This is a genomic window from Myxococcota bacterium (assembly GCA_039030075.1).
Taxonomy (GTDB): Bacteria; Myxococcota_A; UBA9160; order UBA9160; family SMWR01; genus JAHEJV01.
On the sequence record JBCCEW010000009.1, the window covers coordinates 74,076 to 91,418 of the forward strand.

Below are 17,343 nucleotides of genomic sequence, written 5' to 3' on the forward strand. Positions count from 1 at the left end.
TTCCAGGGGTCTCGTTCCTACCCGCTTCCGTTTCCATCCTCCGTGTCGGACGCGCTGGCGGCTGCCTCGTTCACGAGGGGCGCCCCCTCGGTCCAGCGCGACAGGTTCTCGAGGAAGTGGGTCACCGCGTGGCGACGACTGGCCGGCGTGAAGCCCCCGTCGTGGGGGGTCACGAGCACGTTGGGGAGGTTCCACAGCGGGCTGGTCTCGGGCAGGGGCTCGGTCTCGAAGACGTCCAGGCCAGCGCCGGCGAGCTGCCCGCTCTGGAGCGCCTCGACGAGGGCGCTCTCGTCGATGAGCTCGCCTCGCCCGACATTCACGAGGCAGGCGCCGCGGGGCAGGCGTGCGAGGCGGTCGCGGCCGAGCAGCCCGCGCGTCTCGGGCGTGAGCGGGAGGGCCAGGGCGAGGAAGTCGGCTCCGGCGAGCGCTTCGTCCAGCCGCTCCAAGGGCCAGGTCGGGCAGGGTTCGTCTCCGCGCGGCGTGCGTCGCAGTCCGAGCGCCTTCATGCCGAGCGCCGTGCCCAGGCGCGCGATCTCCGCCCCGATCGGACCCATGCCGAGCACGACCAGGCGGGCGTCCTCGAGGTCGCGCACGCGCCTTCGCTCCCAACGCCGGGCACGCTGGGCGTCGAGCCGAGCGGGAAGCTCGCGGGCGAGGGCGAGCAAGAAGAGGGCACCGAGCTGGGCAACGGCCCGGGCGTTCGCACCGGAAGACGTGGTGACGCGGACGCCGCGGTTCAGCAGCCCCTGGAAGAAGGGGTTGTCGACACCGGCGCTGAAGCTGTGGAGCCAACGGAGCTCGGGCGCGTTCGAAACCCAGCGCAGGAAGGGACCCATGTGGTCGGGGTAGAGATCGCCACTGAAGAATGCCGCTTCTACCGTCGCGAGGGCCTCGGCGTCGAGCTCGCCGCGTACCACCACCGGGACGAGGTCGGGCGCGCGCCGGGCCAGCGCATCGGCGCAGTCGCGCGCGACGAGCTCGGAGACCAGCAGTCCGCGTTGCTTCAATGTCGCTCTCCTTCGGGCGTATACTGGGCGCTCCGTCGCTCCCAGATGCGTCGCACCCAGACGCGCCACTCCTCCAGACGCGCCGCGCTGGGTCCGGCGCGATGGGTCCAAAGGAGACCGCCATGACCGAGCGCCGCGACCTGCCGACGATTCCCTCGCTGCGCGAAGCCGTGTCCGAAGCAGAGTGGCAGACGCGCGTCGATCTCGCCGCGTCCTACCGTCTGGTGGCGCGCGAGGGTTGGGACGATCTGCTCTCCACCCACATCTCGGCAAGGGTTCCCGAGGAGCCGCACCACTTCCTGATCAATCCCTACGGGCTGCTCTTCTCGCAGATCACGGCCTCGAGCTTGATCAAGGTCGACTACCAGGGGAACCGGCTCAGCGAATCGCCGTTTCCGCACAACCCCGCCGCGATCACGATCCACGCCGCCGTCCTCGAAGCGCGCAGCGACGTCGCGTCGGTGCTGCACATGCATTCGATCGCCGGCACCGCGGTGTCGACCCTGCGCGAAGGGCTCCTGCCGATCAACCAGCGCGCGCTCTACTTCCAGGACGTGCTCGCCTACCACGACTACGAAGGACTCGCGCTCGACGACGCCGAGCGGGAGAGTCTGGTCCGCGACCTGGGTGAATGCTGGGTGATGATCCTGCGCAACCACGGCACGCTCGCCTGTGGTCGCAGCGTCGCACAGGCCTACGTGAACGCCTTCTTCCTGGAGAAGGCCTGCCAGATGCAAGTGCAGACCCTCTCCTGTGGCGCGCCCCTGCAGCCGCTGCCGCCCGACGTGATCCGCAAGGTGCCCGAGCAGGCGAAGCACATGGCGCACTGGGGGCGCTTCGAGTGGCCCGCGCTCTGCGCGGCGCTCGACCGGGAAGATCCCTCTTACCGCGACTGACGATGCGCCGACCCGAACGCTCCTCTCCGGCGATGCTCTCGGCGCTCGCGGCGACCCTGTTGTCCTGCGCCACACCGAGCGACGTGGCGCCGACAGCGGCCGATCCCGAGACCGCTCCCGCTGCGGCGAAGGAGCCGCCGGTCCCGACGCTGCGCGCGGACGACATCGACCCGGACATCTACTTCGACATCGACGACCCGAACGATCCCCACCGGCGCCTCTACGCGGAGTTCCGCGCACGCCGCGAACGCGACCTGGCGGATCCGAACCTGCCCGCACCGCCGGGCCGCTATCCGGCCGCCCACTTCACCCGTCAGTTCGGTTGGAGCTCCCTGTCGCGGGTGCTGCCGGGCGACTGGGGAGCCCTGCAGCGCGAGGACGCCGCCGGCGTAGCCGCCCTCGAAGCTTCGATGCGCGTGCGTCTCGCCTTCGATCACCCGGACATCAAGATCGTCCAGTGGATGCTCGGGCCGGGCGCAGCACTGCCGGCCCACGCCGGCGGCTCACCCGGCGTGTGGATCGTCGTGGGTGGCCGCGGCGAGATGACCGTCGAGGGGGTGACGCAAACCGCCACGCCGGGCACGACCGTCAAGCTGAACCCCTACGACGTGCGCCGGGCGGTGGCGACTGGGGACGAGCCCCTGCGCTGGCTCTGGATCCGCTGGGCGCCGGACGGCGATCAAGCCTTCATCGACGCGGGCTACTACCTCACCGGTGCGAACCAACACGTGCAACCCACCGAGGCCACGATGCCTGCGGACTATGCGTTCTGGAATGCGCGCTACGAGACCGCTCCGGTCGCGTCGCCCGCGAGCCCCGCGGCGACGGCGGCCGAGGGAAGCGTCTTCGCCGAGGCCGCGGTGCAGCTCGAAGAACGCCGCCGCGCGCTCGGGCCCGGGCGCGATCCCTATCCGGACGTCCCGCGTTTCCGAAACGAGAGCGAGGTCTCCTGGCTCACCGTCGAGACCCTCCGGTCGGGCGGCTTCTTCTTCTCGCGCGACATCGCGAGCCTGGGCCCGGTCGTGACCCGGATGGCCGAGATCACCAAGCACAAGGCGATCTTCCGAGCGACCCGGGCCGATGGGCGCTGGGACTTCAACATTTCGCAGACGGCCTGGGGCCCGCGCTCCACGTATGTGGAGCACAGTCACCTGGTGCCCGAGTTCTACTACATCCTGAGCGGCCCGGTGATCTACGGCGTCGACGGGGAGCGCTACCGCGTGCAGCCGGGCGACATCCTCTTCAACAATCCCTATTCGCCCCATCTCGCCCAGGGGATCGTCAACGATCTGCCCTTCGACAACTTCGGCTCGACCTGGGCGCCGAACGGGGACCGCAGCGTATTCACGCGGCCCTTCTTCTGGGTGGAGCCGCTTCCCGAACAGCCCCCGACGTCGCGACTCGCGCGCGACGTCGCATTCCATTGACCCGCGCCCCGGCGCACCCTGCCTGGAGAAGACCATGACCCCCGAAGACCTCGTCGACATCGAACGCATCAAGCAGCTCAAGTACAAGTACATGCGCTGCGTCGACCAGAAGCTCTGGAGCGAGCTGCCCGACTGTTTCACGCCCGACGCCCGCTGTGCCTACAGCGGCGGCAAGTACGCCTACGAAGGCCGCGACGCGATCTGCGAGTGGCTCTCGAAGTCGATGGGAGCCGAGACCTTCCACAGCAGCCATCGCGTGCACCATCCCGAGATCGAGCTCACCAGTCCGACGACCGCGAAGGGGGTCTGGGCCCTGGAGGACACGGTCATCGAAACGGGCTTCGAGATCACCATTCAGGGCGCGGCGTTCTACGAGGATCACTACGAGAAGATCGACGGCGTTTGGAAGATCACCTTCACCGGTTACCACCGGACCTTCGAACAGATCCAGTCGCGCAAGGATGTGCCCGGCCTGAAGCTGACGGCGAGCGCCTGGTCGACCGGCGGTCAGAGCAAGATCGACGCCTAGCGCACCGAGGGGGGCGGGGGCTGCCAGGCAACCCCCGCCTGCGTTCGGTTCGTTGCGTGGCCGCTCGAGAGCGGCGTCGCCGCCAGGCGACACGACGCTGCGTTCGACGGGGATGGGGCCGCGAAGCGCCGCCTGACGCGACCACCCTACGGGTCGGGCGTGACAACGCGATGGCGATTCGCGCCCGCTTCGGGAACGTTCGCGCGCTCAACGCGCGGCGGGCAGCTCGACCTCGAAGCACGCGCCTCCGCCCGGACGCGCGTAGACGCCAACGTTGCCGCCGAAGCTGGCCACGATCTGGTACGAGATGTAGAGGCCCAGGCCCGTGCCTTCGCCGACGGGCTTCGTGGTGAAGAACGGGTCGAAGACTCGCGGACGCAGTTCGGGCGGGACGCCCGGGCCGTCGTCGAGGACCCGCACCCGGACCGACTCGCCGCGGCGCTCCGCCTCGACCCAGATCTTGCCTGCGCGTCCTGCGGCCTGGAGTGCGTTCACCAGCAGGTTCAGGAAGACCTGGCGCATCGGCCCGGCAGCCGCTTCGACCAGAAGGTCCCGGGTGACCTCGGTCGTGACCTCGGCGCTTCCCCGTCCCGACACCTTCGCGACGCGAACACACGCATCGAGGACCGCTGCAATGTCGCAACACGGCGCTTCTTCGGCGCCGCCGTGCGCGAAGTCGCGCATGTCGCGCACGATCGCAATGGTGCGCTCGACTCCTTCGGCGGACTCCTCGATCAGGGTTTCGAGCTCGCACAGCGCGTCGTGCTGCATGTGGGAGGCATGCGCCGCCTTGTGCAACTCTTCGCTCCGGCTGCGCATCGACGCGAGGTTGGCGCGCACGAAGGCCATCGGATTGTTGATCTCGTGGGCGATGCCTGCCGCGAGCTGGCCGATCGAGTCCATCTTCTGGGCCTGCTCGAGCTGGCGTTGGAGCTGGGCGCGGTGGGTGATGTCGTCGGCGAGGACGAGTACGCCGGGCGATCCCTCGATGGCATCGTCCAGTCGCACGGCCGTCACCTGCCAGACGGCCTCGTCCCGTGGGCCCGCCGCGTGTCGATGCTCGACGCGGTGGGGGGCCTCGCTCTCGAGCGCTGCGGAGACCGTGTCGCCCAGACCCATCGCGACGAGCACCGGTTCGTCGAAGATGCGTCCTTCGCGGGGGGCGCCGACGGTTTCGAGCATCTGGGCCATCTGCGGGTTGAGGGTGCCGATCGCACCCTCGGCATCGCACACCAACACGCCGAGTGGCGCGTGGAACAACACGTCGCGGTAGCGGCCCTCGCTCGCGGCGAGTTCGTGGCGTTCGCGATCCAGATGCGCCTCGAGCCGCTGCTCGACTCGGAGCTGTCGCTGCACCAGCAGGTAGCTCAGGCAGACGGCCACGAGCACTGGCCCGTACTCGGCCATTGCGGGGATCCGCAACCAACCGGCGGAGGTCAGGACGGCCGCGACTCCGAGCACCGCATACGCCACGAAGCCCACCCGCAACACCCGGCGCTCTCCTGCGTCGAGCCCCGCGTGACGACGCAGGCGTCGCGCGCCCCAGAGCGCCGCGCCGGCGATGTAGACGCCGAGGAGCAGCGCGGGCGGACGTGCGTGGACCGAGAGGTGTTCGCGACCGAAGAAGTCGAGTCGTGTGGTGACCTCGGGTGACACGAACCAGGGAGTGGCCAGGATCGCCACCGCCCAGCCGACGCTGCCGACGGCAAGCCAGGTCTGGCTCCGCGAACTCGCCGTGTCCGGATGCAGGGCGCGCCCGAAGCCGATCAACGCCCAGACGAGAAACGGCCCGGTCGCGAAACACAGCTTCCCCGCCAGAAGCGCGGCGGCAGGATCGGCCGTGGTGAGCTGGACGCCGCGGGCGGCGACGAACCCACACGAGAGCACGGACCAGACCGCGATCCAGCAGTTGGCATCGCAAGCGCGGCGCGCCATCCACAGGTGCAGGGCACCCAACATGGCGGCAACGCCGAAGCAGAGCTGGAGCCAAGCGGCGCTGGAACCGAAGAAATCCGCGATGAGACCCACGTCACGACCCATCGGCCGAACCGCTTGCGCGATTCACCCGCTTTGGTTCCGCGGTTCACGGTGTTGCCAAAAGACAACGCCTGGCGGAGCCGCTGGCGCGTCTAGCGGGCGCTGGGCCGCTCGAGTCGCTGGCGCTCGGCGGCCGCCGCGCGTTGGGCGGGCAGCATGCCGAGCTCCCCGGCGAGCGCCTCGGTGTCGCGCAGGGTCGCCGCGGCGCCGCGCGCATCTCCCGCGCGCGCCCGCAGCGGGGCTGCTTCGAGCTGGGCCCACACCTCGAAGGGCCGGGCACCCACGGCGGCGCTGTCCTCGAGCGCTTCTTCGTAGGACGCGAGGGCGTCGTCCACGTAGCCGAGCAGGGCCTGGAGCGCCGCGCGGCAGCGGGAGAGCGGGCCGCCGTAGCTGAGCACCATCGGGAGCAGACCGTGTTGCCCGGGTGCGGACTCGAGCAGGGGCAAGAGGTGCTGCGCGTGCGGAACCGACCCGAGCTCTGCAGCGAGCATCGAGGACTCGGCCATGGTCGCGTTCCAGCGAATGCCGCGGTCGATCTCGAGGAAGCGCGACTGCCCGAGGCGATCGAGCAGCGCGACGGCTCGCGCGTTGTTCCCCGACGCCCCGGCCGCACGCCCCACCACCGCAATGCTCCAGTGGGTGGCGCCGAGCCGCGCGTCGTCGAGCGTGTGGCCGAGGTTCTCGACGACGACGTGGTAGTCGCCCCGCTCGCGCGCGAGCACACAGAGCTGTCCGCGGTAGCTCGCCTTCGCGAACGGGTGGCCGAGTCGCTGGCCGAGGGTGAGCGCTTCCGAGGCGAGTCGTTCGGCGCGTTCGAGGGCGCCCTCGAGGAGCGCCATGCCGGCATCCCAGACGCGCAGATGCCAGGTGGAAGTCGGGGAGGGCTGGGGTCCCGCGAGCGCTTCGGCTTCGGCGCGGCGCTCGAGTGCGGTCGCACGCTGGCCTTGCATCAGGTCGTCGCAGGCGACATCGAGCACCGCGATCACCCCCGTGTCCGGGTTGCGCGCGTCCCGGGCGGCCACCGCCAGGTCACCGATCAGCCGCCCGCGTTCGGCCAGATCGTCGGGGCCGGAGATGATGTAGTGGAGCACGTACAGGCACTCTTGCAGGGCCTCGGCGTCCGCCGACTCGCGGGCGATCGCAACGGCTTCGCGGCCGAGGGGCTCGGCGCGCGGGCGGTCGCGTACCGAGAGGTAGGCGAGGCGTCCCGTGAGACGCGCGCGAGCCGCGAGGTCGCTCGGATCGACGCGAGCGAGGGCGTCGCGCAGCGCGGCTTCGGCGCTCTCGGGCACGCGGGAAGACCACTCGGACACATCGCAGAGTCCGATCGCCGCCTTGGTGAGCAGCGCCGGGTCGTCGATCGCGCGCGAGACCCGCAGGGCCTCGTCGTAGGCCTCGATGCGCTGCTCCCGGTTGCCCGAGAGACGCTGGGCCGCGCCGAGAGCGAGCAGGGCCGTGATCCGACCGCGCGGGTTCGCCACCTCGAAGTGGTCGAGGCTGCGGACGGCCTGTTCGTAGTGCGTGGCGGCCTGCTCCCAGGCGAGGAGTCGCTCGGCCTGGAGAGCCGCGCGGAGCGCGACGTCGTGCGCGCGTTCCGGATCACCCACGGCGATGCCGTGGTGATGGTGGTGGGCGAGCTCGGAAAGCACGGGCTCGAGCGCCTCGGCGTGCTGCTGCTCGAGCCGGTCTGCGGCGGCGCGGTGCATCCGCGCGCGTTGGCTCGGGGAGAGCTCGCTGTAGAGCGATTCCTGGAACAGGGCGTGAGCGAAGCGATAGCTGGCCGCGCTCTCCGGTGCGGTCTGCAGGATCCCGGCGGCGACTGCTTCGTCGAGATGCTCGAGGGCTTCGAGGCGATCCGTCGACCCGGCGACGGCCACCACCGCGCCCAACGGGAACTCGCGTCCCAGCACGGCACCTGCGCCCAGCAGCGCGCGGCACTCCGCGGAGACGGCGTCGATGCTGCGTCGAATCAAGTCGACTGCGCGCGGTGGCAGGGCGATTCCGCGTCGCAGCAGACGTTCGGGGCGGGCGAGATCGCCGCGTTCGCTGAGCAGCCGAATCGCTTCCCCCACGAAGAGCGGAAGCCCCTCGGTGCGTCCGTACAGCTCGGAGACGACATCCACGGCCACCGGTCCGCCTGCCGCGTGGGCGAGCATCGCCCCCACCTCGGCGCGGGAGAGTCCGTCGAGCGCGATCTCGCGTGCGCGGGGGTGCCGCCGCAACGAGGCGACGGCGCGGTTCGTCGGGTGATCGCGGTCGCGGGGCTCGTCGCGCACGGTCGCGAGTACGAAGAGGGGAACCTGGTCCAACTCGACGGAAAGGTGTTCGAGCAGGCGCAGAGAAGCCTGACCCGCCCATTGGAGGTCTTCGAGCACGATCAGGATCGGTCTGCGTTTCGCGCAGGCGCGCAGCGCGCGTTGGGCCGCGTCGAAGAAACGAAAGCGCTGCCGTTCGTCCAGGGCGCTGGCCACGTCCTGCTGCGCCGGCGGGAGTCGCGCGGCCAGTTCGGGAGCGAACTCGTGCAGGACCGGCAGGAGCGCCTCGAGTTCCCCCGAGCGAGCGCGGGCCTCGAACTCGGCCGCCAGGTCGGTGTCTTCGATGAGGCCGCGCAACACCTGGGCCCACAGCCAGAACGCCGGCGTGCTGCCGCGATCGCGGCAGCGCCCGAGCACGACGTGAAAGCCGGATCGGCGCGCTTCGTCCCCGAACACCTCGGTGAGCCGAGTCTTGCCGACGCCGGCCCGACCCGTCAGCAGCACGATGCGGGTTTCCCCTTGGAGAGTGGCGTCGCGGCTCGCCCGGAGTTCGGCTAGCGGGGTCTCGCGGCCCACGAAGTCGTCGGGCGGGGCGGCACCAGCCGTCGGCGTGGCAGCGCGCGCCTCCTGGCTCGTCTCTTCGTCGTCGACCTCGGCCGCCTCGGCCACGAAGCGGTAGCCGCGCCGGGCGAAGCTCTTCAGGCTCTGTCCCCTACCGGTGTCGCCGATGGCGCGGCGCGCCTGACTCACCGCACGGTTCAAGGAGCCCGGCGAGACGATCGTGTCGGGCCAGAGACGCTCCATCAGTTCGTCGAGCGGGACGACCCGGGAACGCTCCCGGACCAGCAGGGTCAGCAGCTCGAGCGGTTTGGGCTGGATCGAAACGGGTTCGCCGGCGCGCCGTAGCTCGCCCGCCGTCTCGTCCAGCTCGTAGACGCCAAACCGGAAACGCATGCCCACCGCTCTCGTCCGTCCGGGTCGCCGGCGCCTGCAGGGATCCCGAAACCTCGACCGCGACCCAGGATAGCGCCGGAGGGCTTGCTCCAAGGGGTCGTTTTTGATCGGTTTTTCGAGGGTTGGCCGAGATCAGGAATCGGTCATGAATCGGTCAAGTGCGCGGCGCGGACCTCCCCGATGTTCAGGCTCGCCATTTCGGCACACCGCATCGGAGGACACACCATGAAGCGATTCGCCGTTCTGCTCTACGGCACCACGAGCTACGCCATCTTCTTCGCCACCTTCCTGTACGCGATCGGGTTCCTGGCGAACGCGGTCGTTCCGAAGACGATCGACTCGGGCGCACCCGGATCCGTCCTCGGAGCCCTCGCCGTGAACTTCGCGCTGCTCGGCGTCTTCGCTCTGCAGCACAGCGTGATGGCGCGCATCGACTTCAAGCGCTGGTGGACCCGCTACGTGCCCCAGCCCGTCGAGCGTTCGACCTACGTGCTGGCTTCTTCCCTGGCAATGATCCTGCTCTTCGCCGCCTGGCAGCCGCTCCCCGGCGTGATCTTCAGCGTGGAGCATCCGATCGCGCGCGATCTGATCACGGGTCTGTTCTGCACCGGCGTGCTGCTGGTTCTGTACTCGACCTTCCTGATCGACCACTTCGATCTGTTCGGGTTGCGCCAGTCCTGGCTCTACTTCCGCGGCACCGAGTACAGCGACAAGAACTTCGTGACGCCTTCGCTCTACAAGTACGTGCGGCACCCGCTCTACGTGGGCTGGTTCATCACCTTCTGGGCGACTCCGGACATGACCTGGGGGCACCTCCTGATGGCGATCGGCACGACGTCGTACATCCTCGTCGCGATCGTCTTCGAGGAGCGTGACCTGCTGCGCCAGCTGGGCTCGGACTACCGACAATGGCGGGAGACGACGCCGATGTTCTTCCCGTCGCTGCGTGGCAAGCGTTCGCAGCCCGAGCGCGAAGTCGCGGCCTGACGGAACGCGAGTTCGCAGCCCGACGCCCGAATCGACCCCATCACGACACCCGATTCCCAGGAGAACCCGATGGAACCCCGAGAAGAAGCCACCTTGAACGCAGCGCGTGCCGAAGCCTTCGGGCAGCGCGTCCTCGACGACCTCAACAGCAGTGCCGTCGTCCTGATGATGTCGATCGGCCACCGCACCGGACTCTTCGACGTCATGTCGCGGATGACCGCCGCGACGAGCGCCGAGATCGCTCGGGCGGCCGGGCTGAGCGAGCGCTACGTCCGCGAGTGGCTCGGCGCGATGGTGACCGGCGAAGTCGTCGAATACGAGGCGGCCAGCGACCGCTACTTCCTGCCTCCCGAGCACGCGGCGTCGCTCACCCGCGAGGCGCGTCCGGGGAACATGGCGGTGACCTGCCAGTGGATTCCCCTGCTCGGGTCCGTCGAGGACGAGATCGTCGAGGTGTTCCAGCGCGGTGGTGGCGTTCCTTACGGCTCCTTCGAGCGTTTCCACGCGGTGATGGCCGAGGAGAGTGATCAGACGGTCGTGGCCGTGCTGACCGACGCGATCCTGCCCCTGGTTCCGGGCCTCGTCGAGGCGCTCGACTCGGGGATCGACGTGCTCGACGTCGGCTGCGGGAGCGGCCGCGCGTTGAACCACCTGGCCTCCACCTTCCCGAAGAGCCGCTTCCGCGGCTACGACTTCTCGGAAGAGGGCGTTGCGATCGCGAATCAGGCGGCGAAGGAACAGGGTCTCGACAACATCTCCTTCCACCGCCAGGACGCCGCCGCCCTCGAAGACGAGGAGCGCTTCGACCTGATCACCGCCTTCGATGCGATCCACGACCAGGCCCGTCCCGACCGCGTCCTGGCCGGAATCGCCCGAGCGCTGCGGCCGGAGGGCGTGTTCCTGATGCAGGACATCGCCGGTTCGAGTCGCGTCGATCAGGACGTGGACCACCCCGCGGCGCCGCTCCTCTACACGATCTCGTGCATGCACTGCATGACCGTGTCCCTGGCGAACGACGGGATGGGGCTGGGCGCCATGTGGGGTGCCGAGACGGCGGTCCGGATGCTGAACGAAGCGGGGTTCCGCGAGGTCGACGTGCGAAACCTGCCCCACGACGTGATGAACTACTACTACACCGCTCGCAAGTAGCCCCAGACGAACGAAGCTCCGTTAGAATGCGCCGGTCCACACGACGTGGGCCGGCGCGTTCGCGTTTCTGGCAGTGTGTGCCCGGTTTCGTCGATCGTCGTCGTGTGGTCCTTCGATCGGTGTTCTTCACGTGGGAGGTCCAGTGAGTCAGCGAACCTACTGGCAAGACAATCTGCGCCTGGTGGCGGTATGCCTCGTCATCTGGTTCGCGGTGTCCTTCGGCTGCGGTGTGCTCTGGCTCGACGCCCTCAACCGCATCGAGATCGGTGGCTTCCGTCTCGGCTTCTGGTTCGCCCAGCAGGGCAGCATCTACGTCTTCGTCGCCCTGATCTTCTTCTACGCCCGACGCATGACGGCGATCGACGCCGCCCACGGAGTGAGCGAAGACTGAATGGACCTCCAGACCCTCACCTACCTGGTGGTCGGGGCGACCTTCGTGCTCTACGTCGGGATCGCCTTCGCATCGAAAGCGTCGAGCACGGGCGAGTTCTACGTCGCCGGAAAGCACGTCCACCCGGTCGCGAATGGGATGGCGACGGCTGCCGATTGGATGTCGGCCGCCTCCTTCATCTCGATGGCGGGTTTGATCGCCTTCCTCGGGTACGACGGATCCGTCTACCTGATGGGCTGGACCGGCGGCTACGTCCTGTTGGCCCTGCTGCTCGCTCCCTACCTGCGCAAGTTCGGAAAGTTCACCGTCCCCGAGTTCATCGGCGACCGCTACGTGTCCCAGGCGGCCCGCGTCGTGGCGGTCGTGTGCCTGATCCTCATCTCCTTCACCTACGTGGCCGGCCAGATGCGCGGTGTCGGGATCGTGTTCTCGCGCTTCCTGAGCGTCGACATCACCACCGGTCTCGTGATCGGGATGGCGATCGTCTTCTTCTATGCCGTGCTCGGCGGGATGAAGGGCATCACCTACACGCAGGTCGCTCAGTACTGCGTCTTGATCTTCGCCTACACGGTTCCGGCGGTGTTCATCTCGCTCCAGGTGACCGGTGTGGCGCTTCCCCAGCTCGCGATGGGGAGCGAACTCAGCGATGGCAGCGGTTCTCTGCTCGCCAGGCTCGACCAGATCGTCACCGAGCTCGGCTTCGCGGCCTATACCTCGGGTACGAAGAGTCGCGTCGACGTCTTCTTCATCACGCTGGCGTTGATGATCGGCACGGCCGGTCTGCCCCACGTGATCGTGCGCTTCTTCACCGTGCCGCGGGTGCGCGACGCACGGTCTTCGGCCGGCTACGCGCTGCTCTTCATCGCCATCCTGTATACGACCGCGCCGGCGGTGGGCGCCCTGGCCCGGATGAACCTGACCCAGACGATCCAGACCGGGCCGGTGGGCGTCGCCGAGAGCAATCTGCCCTACGGCGAGCGGCCCGACTGGTTCAAGACCTGGGAGACGACGGGCCTTCTGCGCTTCGAGGACAAGAACGGGGACGGTCGCATCCAGTACTACGACGACGCGAACCCCGCGTTCGCCCCGCGCGCCGCAAGCTTCGGCTGGCGTGGCAACGAACTCGAGGTGGACCGGGACATCATGGTCCTGGCGACGCCCGAGATCGCCGGATTGCCGGACTGGGTGATCGCGCTGGTGGCGGCGGGCGGGATCGCCGCCGCGCTGTCGACCGCGGCGGGCCTGTTGCTCGTGATCTCGGCGGCGATCTCCCACGATCTACTGAAGGGCGTCTTCGCGCGCTCGATCAGCGAACGCCAGGAACTCATGGCCGGGCGGGCCAGCGCGGCCGTGGCGGTGCTGCTCGCGGGATACCTCGGCTACGACCCACCCGGATTCGTCGCCCAGGTGGTGGCACTCGCGTTCGGGCTCGCCGCGGCTTCGCTGTTCCCGGCCATCCTGCTCGGGATCTTCAGCATGCGCGTCAACAAGTACGGCGCGATCGCGGGCATGGTCACCGGGTTGTTGTTCACCATCGGCTACATCATCGCCTTCAAGGGCGTCGTGATGGAACCCTGGCTCCCGAACACCGCCGAGCACTGGTGGTTCGGCATTTCGCCCGAGGGCATCGGCGCACTTGCAGCGGGTTTGAACGTCGCGGTGGCGCTCGTGGTCAGCCACCTCACCCCGGCACCGCCCGACGAAGTGCGCGCATTGGTCGAACGGATTCGCACGCCTGCGTGACCCGCAGTCGTGGGGCATGCCCCCGCAAGCGACGTTGACGGTGCGTCGACGATTCGGAACGCTCCGCGCCCCTGTCCACAGTATGCTGTCAAGGGGATGAAGGGCCTGTCTGCTGGGCCCGGGTCTGAGGAACGCGCGCGGGGGCCTGCCGACGCGGCTTTGTCGGCTTCGGAGAGTCTCCGGGACGGGAGCGCTTCGCAGTGGTGGATCACCACGGGGAGAGCGGAGACACCGAAGTGCGTGGGGGCGCGCGCGACGTGGTGCCCTTCGCGCTCTGGCGTTCTCTGCCCTACGCCTTGCTCGCGCTGGCGGGTGTCTACGGCGGGCTCGCTGTATTCCATGGCGCGCATCTCGGGCGCAACGCCTACCCGGCCGCTGCGGCCGGCTGTGGATTCGTGGCTCTCGCCGCGGTCGTTGCGGCGATCTCCGCGCGGACCCGCCGGGAGGGGGAGCAGCACGTCCGTCGCTGGATCCTCGCCGCCGGACTCGTCAACGCACTGGCCACGGGATGGTTGTGCTGGGCGACCGGGGAACCCGGTTGGACCCCGTTCCTCGGGGTGATGGCGATCGCGAGTGCCTACTTTTTCTTCGAGCGGCGCGATCTCGCGGTGATCCTCGGGAGCATCGGGGTGGCCTTCGCCGCCGGTTTCTGGAGCCCCGCCGCCAAACCCGGTTGGGACCTCGCCGCGCTCCACCTCGGGGTCGCCCTCGTCGCGGCCGGGGTGTTGCGTTCGGCGCGACGCGTCCACCTTCATGAGTTCGGACGACTGCGTGAGGAGCGGGACCGTCGCGAACAGGAACTGCGCGACAGCGAAGCGCGTTGGCGGGGCTTCGCGGAGAACGCGCGCGATGTGATCGCGTTGCTCGACGAGGACGACCGGACCCTCTACGTGAATCCCCGCTTCTCGGAGATCTACCCGGTCGAGACCGGGAACCTGATGGGGCGCTCTCCCATCCCGGCGCTCGCGCAGGGCTCGCGTGCGGCGGGACGCGACGCGCTGGAGCGCTGGCGCGCCGGTTCGGACGAGGTGCATACGTTTCAGGTCGAGATCGGTGGGGAGAAGCGATGGATCGAGGTGGCGGCGGCACCGGTGCCCATCGCCGATGGGAACACGGGCATCCTGACGTTCTCACGCGACATCACCGACCGACTGGCGCTCGAGGAACGGCTGCGATCGGCACAGAAGGACGAGGGACTCGCCCTGATGGCCGCGGGCGTGGCCCATGACTTCAACAACCTCCTCGCCGTGGCCCTCGTCGAGACGGAGTTGGCGCAGCGGGAGTCGACGAATCCGGACGTCGATAGCCGTCTGCAGCGCGTGGAAGATGCACTGCTGCGCTCGCGTACGTTGACCCAGCAGCTCCTGGCGTACACGGGGTCGGCGGCCGCCGTACGCGAAGCTCTCGATCTCTCGGAGCACGTCGAGGAACTCTACCCGCTGATGCAGAGCTCGATTCCGGGCGGCGCGCGCCTGCGTTTCGATCTCTGCCGCGACCTCCCTGCGATCCAGGCCGACCCGACTCAGCTCCATCAGGCGCTGATGAACGTGGTGTGGAACGCGGCGGAGGCGAGTGCGGTTCCCGGTGGCCGTGTGCTGGTGCGGACCGGAGCCTCGTTCCTGTCCGAGGCCGACGTCGTGGAACTGCAACCGGCCGAGGAGCGTTTGCCCGGGCTCTATGCCTGGGTGGAGGTGCGCGACAACGGCCACGGCATCCCGGGCGAGTCGCAGCCCCGGATCTTCGATCCGTTCTACAGCACCCACGAGCCGGGGCGGGGGCTGGGTCTGGCGGCCGTGATCGGCATCGTGCGCGCCCACGCCGGTGGGATTCACGTCTCGAGCGTCGAAGGTCAGGGCAGTCTCTTCCGTATCTACCTGCCCGCCTTCGAGCGCCGAGGCGGCAAGCGCGCCGAGGCCCAGCCGGAAGGAGCGCGGCTGCTGCTGATTCACCCGGACGTCGCCCGGCGCTCGGTCCTGAAGCAGGCCGTCCGGGGCCTTGGCCATCGCACGCTGGAGGCCGACTCGCTCCGCGTGGGCATTGCGCGCCTACGCAACGAGGCGAAGCCGGCCGATCTCGTGCTGCTGGGCGGTGCGGGGCGCAGTCCCGAAGCGCTGCGCCGCGAGGTCGCCGACGTGCGGCGCGTCGCCCCCGACCTCCCGATCCTGATCGCAGGCGAGGACGCCCGAAAGCGGACAGACACGGGCGAACTCGAGGGGCTCGATCGGGTCGCGTGGCTGCCGAGCCCGCTCACGCCGATCGGACTCGCGAATGCGATCGACGCCCTGCTCTGGGGCGACGAACCCTAGCCGCGCCCTACTCGGGGGCGGGCAGACGGTCCGCTTCTTCCCGCAGCCGGTTCTTCGCGACCTTCTCGAGCGTGGCCGTCGGGAACGAATCCCGGAAGTAGACCGCGCGCGGCACCTTGAAGTCGGCGAGCTTCGACCGGCAGTGCTCGAGAAGCGCCTGCGCGTGTGCTTCGGGCTCCGGCGCGCCCGGCGCCTGGATCACGAACACCACCGGAACCTGGTCGAGCATCTCGTGTTGGCGGCCGACGACGGCGATGTCGGCGACTCCGCCGACTTCGCGGCAGCAGTCCTCCACCTCGCGGGCAGACACGTTCTCGCCGCCGACCTTCAGCGCGTCCTTGTCGCGGTCCTTGTAGAAGAAGTTGCCCGCTTCCCCGAGGACGACGCGGTCGCCCGTCTTGAACCAACCGTCCTCGGTGAACGACTTGCTCATGGCTTCTTCGTTGTCGTAGTACTCGAGGAAGAGCTGGACACCGCGGCGTCCGCGCACCCAGAGCTCGCCGATCTCGCCGGGCGGGCAGGGCGTCTCGGTCTCCGGGTCGACGATCATGAACTCGTACCCGGGCGTCGGCTTGCCCATCGATCCGTCCGGGTAGGTCTGGAAATAGTCGTTGCGGGTGGCGTGGATCACCGTCTCGGTCATGCCCCAGGAGGCGAGGATCCGCAGCTTCAACCAGCTCTCGAGCGCGGGCATGATCAAGCCGAAGATCCCGACCTTCAGCTTGTGCTCGGGGACGGGCTGGTTCGCAATCGCCTTGAAGACGAAGGGGATCAGCGAGATATGGGTGACGTCGTGCTTCACGACGACTTCCCAGAACCGGCTCGCCGAGAACTTCGGCTGGAGGACGATCGTCCCGCCTGCACCGAGCGTGCTCCAGAACGACCAGCTCTGCGCGTTGACGTGGAAGAACGGGAGATAGACGAGGTAGGTGTCGTCGCCGGTGATGTCGGCGTTGATCGGACCCATGCGGCTGGCCCAGAGCGCGTTGGCGTGGGTGTGGACGACGGCCTTCGGGCGCGACGTAGTGCCCGACGTGAACATGATGCCGGCCGGCGCCATCGGGTCGGCGGGCCGCTGCGCGAGGCCCTCGCCATTTCCCTGAAGTGCGGCGAAGGGTTCGTGGTTCGCTTCGACCTTCGTCTTCGGCGCCTCGCCCGAGTTGTCCGCCGTCACCACGAGCCACCCCAGATCCTTGGCGTTCTCCGCCACGAGGTCGGCGTACTGGGGCTGGGTGATCGCGCCGACGCAGCGCGTGTGTTCCACGAAGTACGCGATCTCGGCGCCGGCGCTCCGTGTGTTGGTCGTGACGCCGACGGCCCCGAGCCAGGCACAGGCGTACCAGGCGATCACCATCTCGGGACAGTTGTCCGAGTGGATCAGGACCTTCTCGCCCTTCGTCACGCCGCGGGCGGCGAGCCCGGCCGCGACGTCGCGGACCTCCGCTACGAACTCGGCGTAGCTCCAGCGACGCTCGGCGCCGTCGCGCGGCTCCCAGATGAGCACCGGGTGATCCGGCTTGTGCTCGGCCCAATGCGAGAGGAGCCAGGGAAGGTCCTGGCCGGCAAACTGAAAGGCGTCGACCGCATCGCGGTTCCACATGGTCGGGTGCTCCTGATCATCGATCCCCCGCAGAGAGCGGGGTATAGCCAATGCGCGCGCGC

Annotated in this window: 12 protein-coding genes; 8 read left to right on the forward strand and 4 right to left on the reverse strand. The window is 68.9% G+C overall.

Annotation, left to right across the window (positions count from 1 at the left end):
• Positions 1 to 17: 17 nt before the first annotated feature.
• Complete coding sequence (locus AAF430_11620) at positions 18 to 1,007, reverse strand: D-2-hydroxyacid dehydrogenase (GenBank protein ID MEM7410875.1); 990 nt, start codon at positions 1,005 to 1,007, stop codon at positions 18 to 20.
• 122 nt (positions 1,008 to 1,129) lie between these two features.
• Between AAF430_11620 and AAF430_11625 the strand changes: the two genes are divergently transcribed.
• Genes AAF430_11625 through AAF430_11635 form a run of 3 tightly spaced genes read left to right on the forward strand, consistent with a single transcriptional unit; the run spans position 1,130 to position 3,859 of the window.
• Positions 1,130 to 1,903 carry a class II aldolase/adducin family protein gene (locus AAF430_11625; GenBank protein ID MEM7410876.1) on the forward strand — a complete coding sequence of 258 codons (774 nt, stop codon included), beginning with the start codon at positions 1,130 to 1,132 and terminating at the stop codon, positions 1,901 to 1,903.
• Positions 1,904 to 1,905: 2 nt separating this feature from the next.
• Complete coding sequence (locus AAF430_11630; GenBank protein ID MEM7410877.1) at positions 1,906 to 3,330, forward strand: cupin domain-containing protein; 1,425 nt, start codon at positions 1,906 to 1,908, stop codon at positions 3,328 to 3,330.
• Positions 3,331 to 3,364: 34 nt separating this feature from the next.
• Positions 3,365 to 3,859 (forward strand): nuclear transport factor 2 family protein, encoded by a 495-nt coding sequence (locus AAF430_11635; protein MEM7410878.1) that lies wholly within the window; start codon positions 3,365 to 3,367, stop codon positions 3,857 to 3,859.
• Positions 3,860 to 4,066: 207 nt separating this feature from the next.
• Here the strand turns inward: AAF430_11635 and AAF430_11640 are convergent, their stop codons facing one another.
• Together AAF430_11640 and AAF430_11645 are read right to left on the reverse strand one after the other, a co-directional pair.
• The gene (locus tag AAF430_11640) at positions 4,067 to 5,899 is read right to left on the reverse strand and encodes an ATP-binding protein (GenBank protein MEM7410879.1); all 1,833 of its coding nucleotides are present in this window, start codon (positions 5,897 to 5,899) and stop codon (positions 4,067 to 4,069) included.
• 89 nt (positions 5,900 to 5,988) lie between these two features.
• Positions 5,989 to 9,105 (reverse strand): AAA family ATPase, encoded by a 3,117-nt coding sequence (locus tag AAF430_11645; GenBank protein ID MEM7410880.1) that lies wholly within the window; start codon positions 9,103 to 9,105, stop codon positions 5,989 to 5,991.
• Between the two features lie 225 nt (positions 9,106 to 9,330).
• On the opposite strand from AAF430_11645, the gene mddA reads away from it, so the two are divergent.
• The 5 genes from mddA to AAF430_11670 all read left to right on the forward strand — a co-directional run bounded on the left by mddA (position 9,331) and on the right by AAF430_11670 (position 15,681).
• Positions 9,331 to 10,092 carry a methanethiol S-methyltransferase gene (mddA, locus tag AAF430_11650; GenBank protein MEM7410881.1) on the forward strand — a complete coding sequence of 254 codons (762 nt, stop codon included), beginning with the start codon at positions 9,331 to 9,333 and terminating at the stop codon, positions 10,090 to 10,092.
• A gap of 69 nt (positions 10,093 to 10,161) precedes the next feature.
• Positions 10,162 to 11,241: a class I SAM-dependent methyltransferase gene (locus AAF430_11655; GenBank protein ID MEM7410882.1), complete on the forward strand. Its 1,080-nt coding sequence runs from the start codon at positions 10,162 to 10,164 to the stop codon at positions 11,239 to 11,241.
• 142 nt (positions 11,242 to 11,383) lie between these two features.
• Positions 11,384 to 11,632 carry a DUF4212 domain-containing protein gene (locus AAF430_11660; GenBank protein ID MEM7410883.1) on the forward strand — a complete coding sequence of 83 codons (249 nt, stop codon included), beginning with the start codon at positions 11,384 to 11,386 and terminating at the stop codon, positions 11,630 to 11,632.
• A complete protein-coding gene (locus AAF430_11665; protein ID MEM7410884.1) occupies positions 11,633 to 13,375 on the forward strand; it encodes a sodium:solute symporter family protein in 1,743 nt (580 codons plus the stop codon).
• 203 nt (positions 13,376 to 13,578) lie between these two features.
• Positions 13,579 to 15,681 carry an ATP-binding protein gene (locus AAF430_11670; GenBank protein ID MEM7410885.1) on the forward strand — a complete coding sequence of 701 codons (2,103 nt, stop codon included), beginning with the start codon at positions 13,579 to 13,581 and terminating at the stop codon, positions 15,679 to 15,681.
• 7 nt (positions 15,682 to 15,688) lie between these two features.
• On the opposite strand, the gene AAF430_11675 is transcribed toward AAF430_11670, so the two are convergent.
• Positions 15,689 to 17,281 carry an AMP-binding protein gene (locus AAF430_11675; protein ID MEM7410886.1) on the reverse strand — a complete coding sequence of 531 codons (1,593 nt, stop codon included), beginning with the start codon at positions 17,279 to 17,281 and terminating at the stop codon, positions 15,689 to 15,691.
• Positions 17,282 to 17,343: the final 62 nt, after the last annotated feature.

What these genes read in the sequence shown, in the direction of transcription:
- AAF430_11625 (MEM7410876.1), top strand. Translation starts at nt 1,130, where the DNA reads ATGACCGAGCGCCGCGACCTGCCGACGATTCCCTCGCTGCGCGAAGCC.
- AAF430_11630 (MEM7410877.1), top strand. Translation starts at nt 1,906, where the DNA reads ATGCGCCGACCCGAACGCTCCTCTCCGGCGATGCTCTCGGCGCTCGCG.
- AAF430_11635 (MEM7410878.1), top strand. Translation starts at nt 3,365, where the DNA reads ATGACCCCCGAAGACCTCGTCGACATCGAACGCATCAAGCAGCTCAAG.
- AAF430_11640 (MEM7410879.1), bottom strand. Translation starts at nt 5,899, where the DNA reads ATGGGTCGTGACGTGGGTCTCATCGCGGATTTCTTCGGTTCCAGCGCC.
- AAF430_11645 (MEM7410880.1), bottom strand. Translation starts at nt 9,105, where the DNA reads ATGCGTTTCCGGTTTGGCGTCTACGAGCTGGACGAGACGGCGGGCGAG.
- mddA (MEM7410881.1), top strand. Translation starts at nt 9,331, where the DNA reads ATGAAGCGATTCGCCGTTCTGCTCTACGGCACCACGAGCTACGCCATC.
- AAF430_11655 (MEM7410882.1), top strand. Translation starts at nt 10,162, where the DNA reads ATGGAACCCCGAGAAGAAGCCACCTTGAACGCAGCGCGTGCCGAAGCC.
- AAF430_11665 (MEM7410884.1), top strand. Translation starts at nt 11,633, where the DNA reads ATGGACCTCCAGACCCTCACCTACCTGGTGGTCGGGGCGACCTTCGTG.
- AAF430_11675 (MEM7410886.1), bottom strand. Translation starts at nt 17,281, where the DNA reads ATGTGGAACCGCGATGCGGTCGACGCCTTTCAGTTTGCCGGCCAGGAC.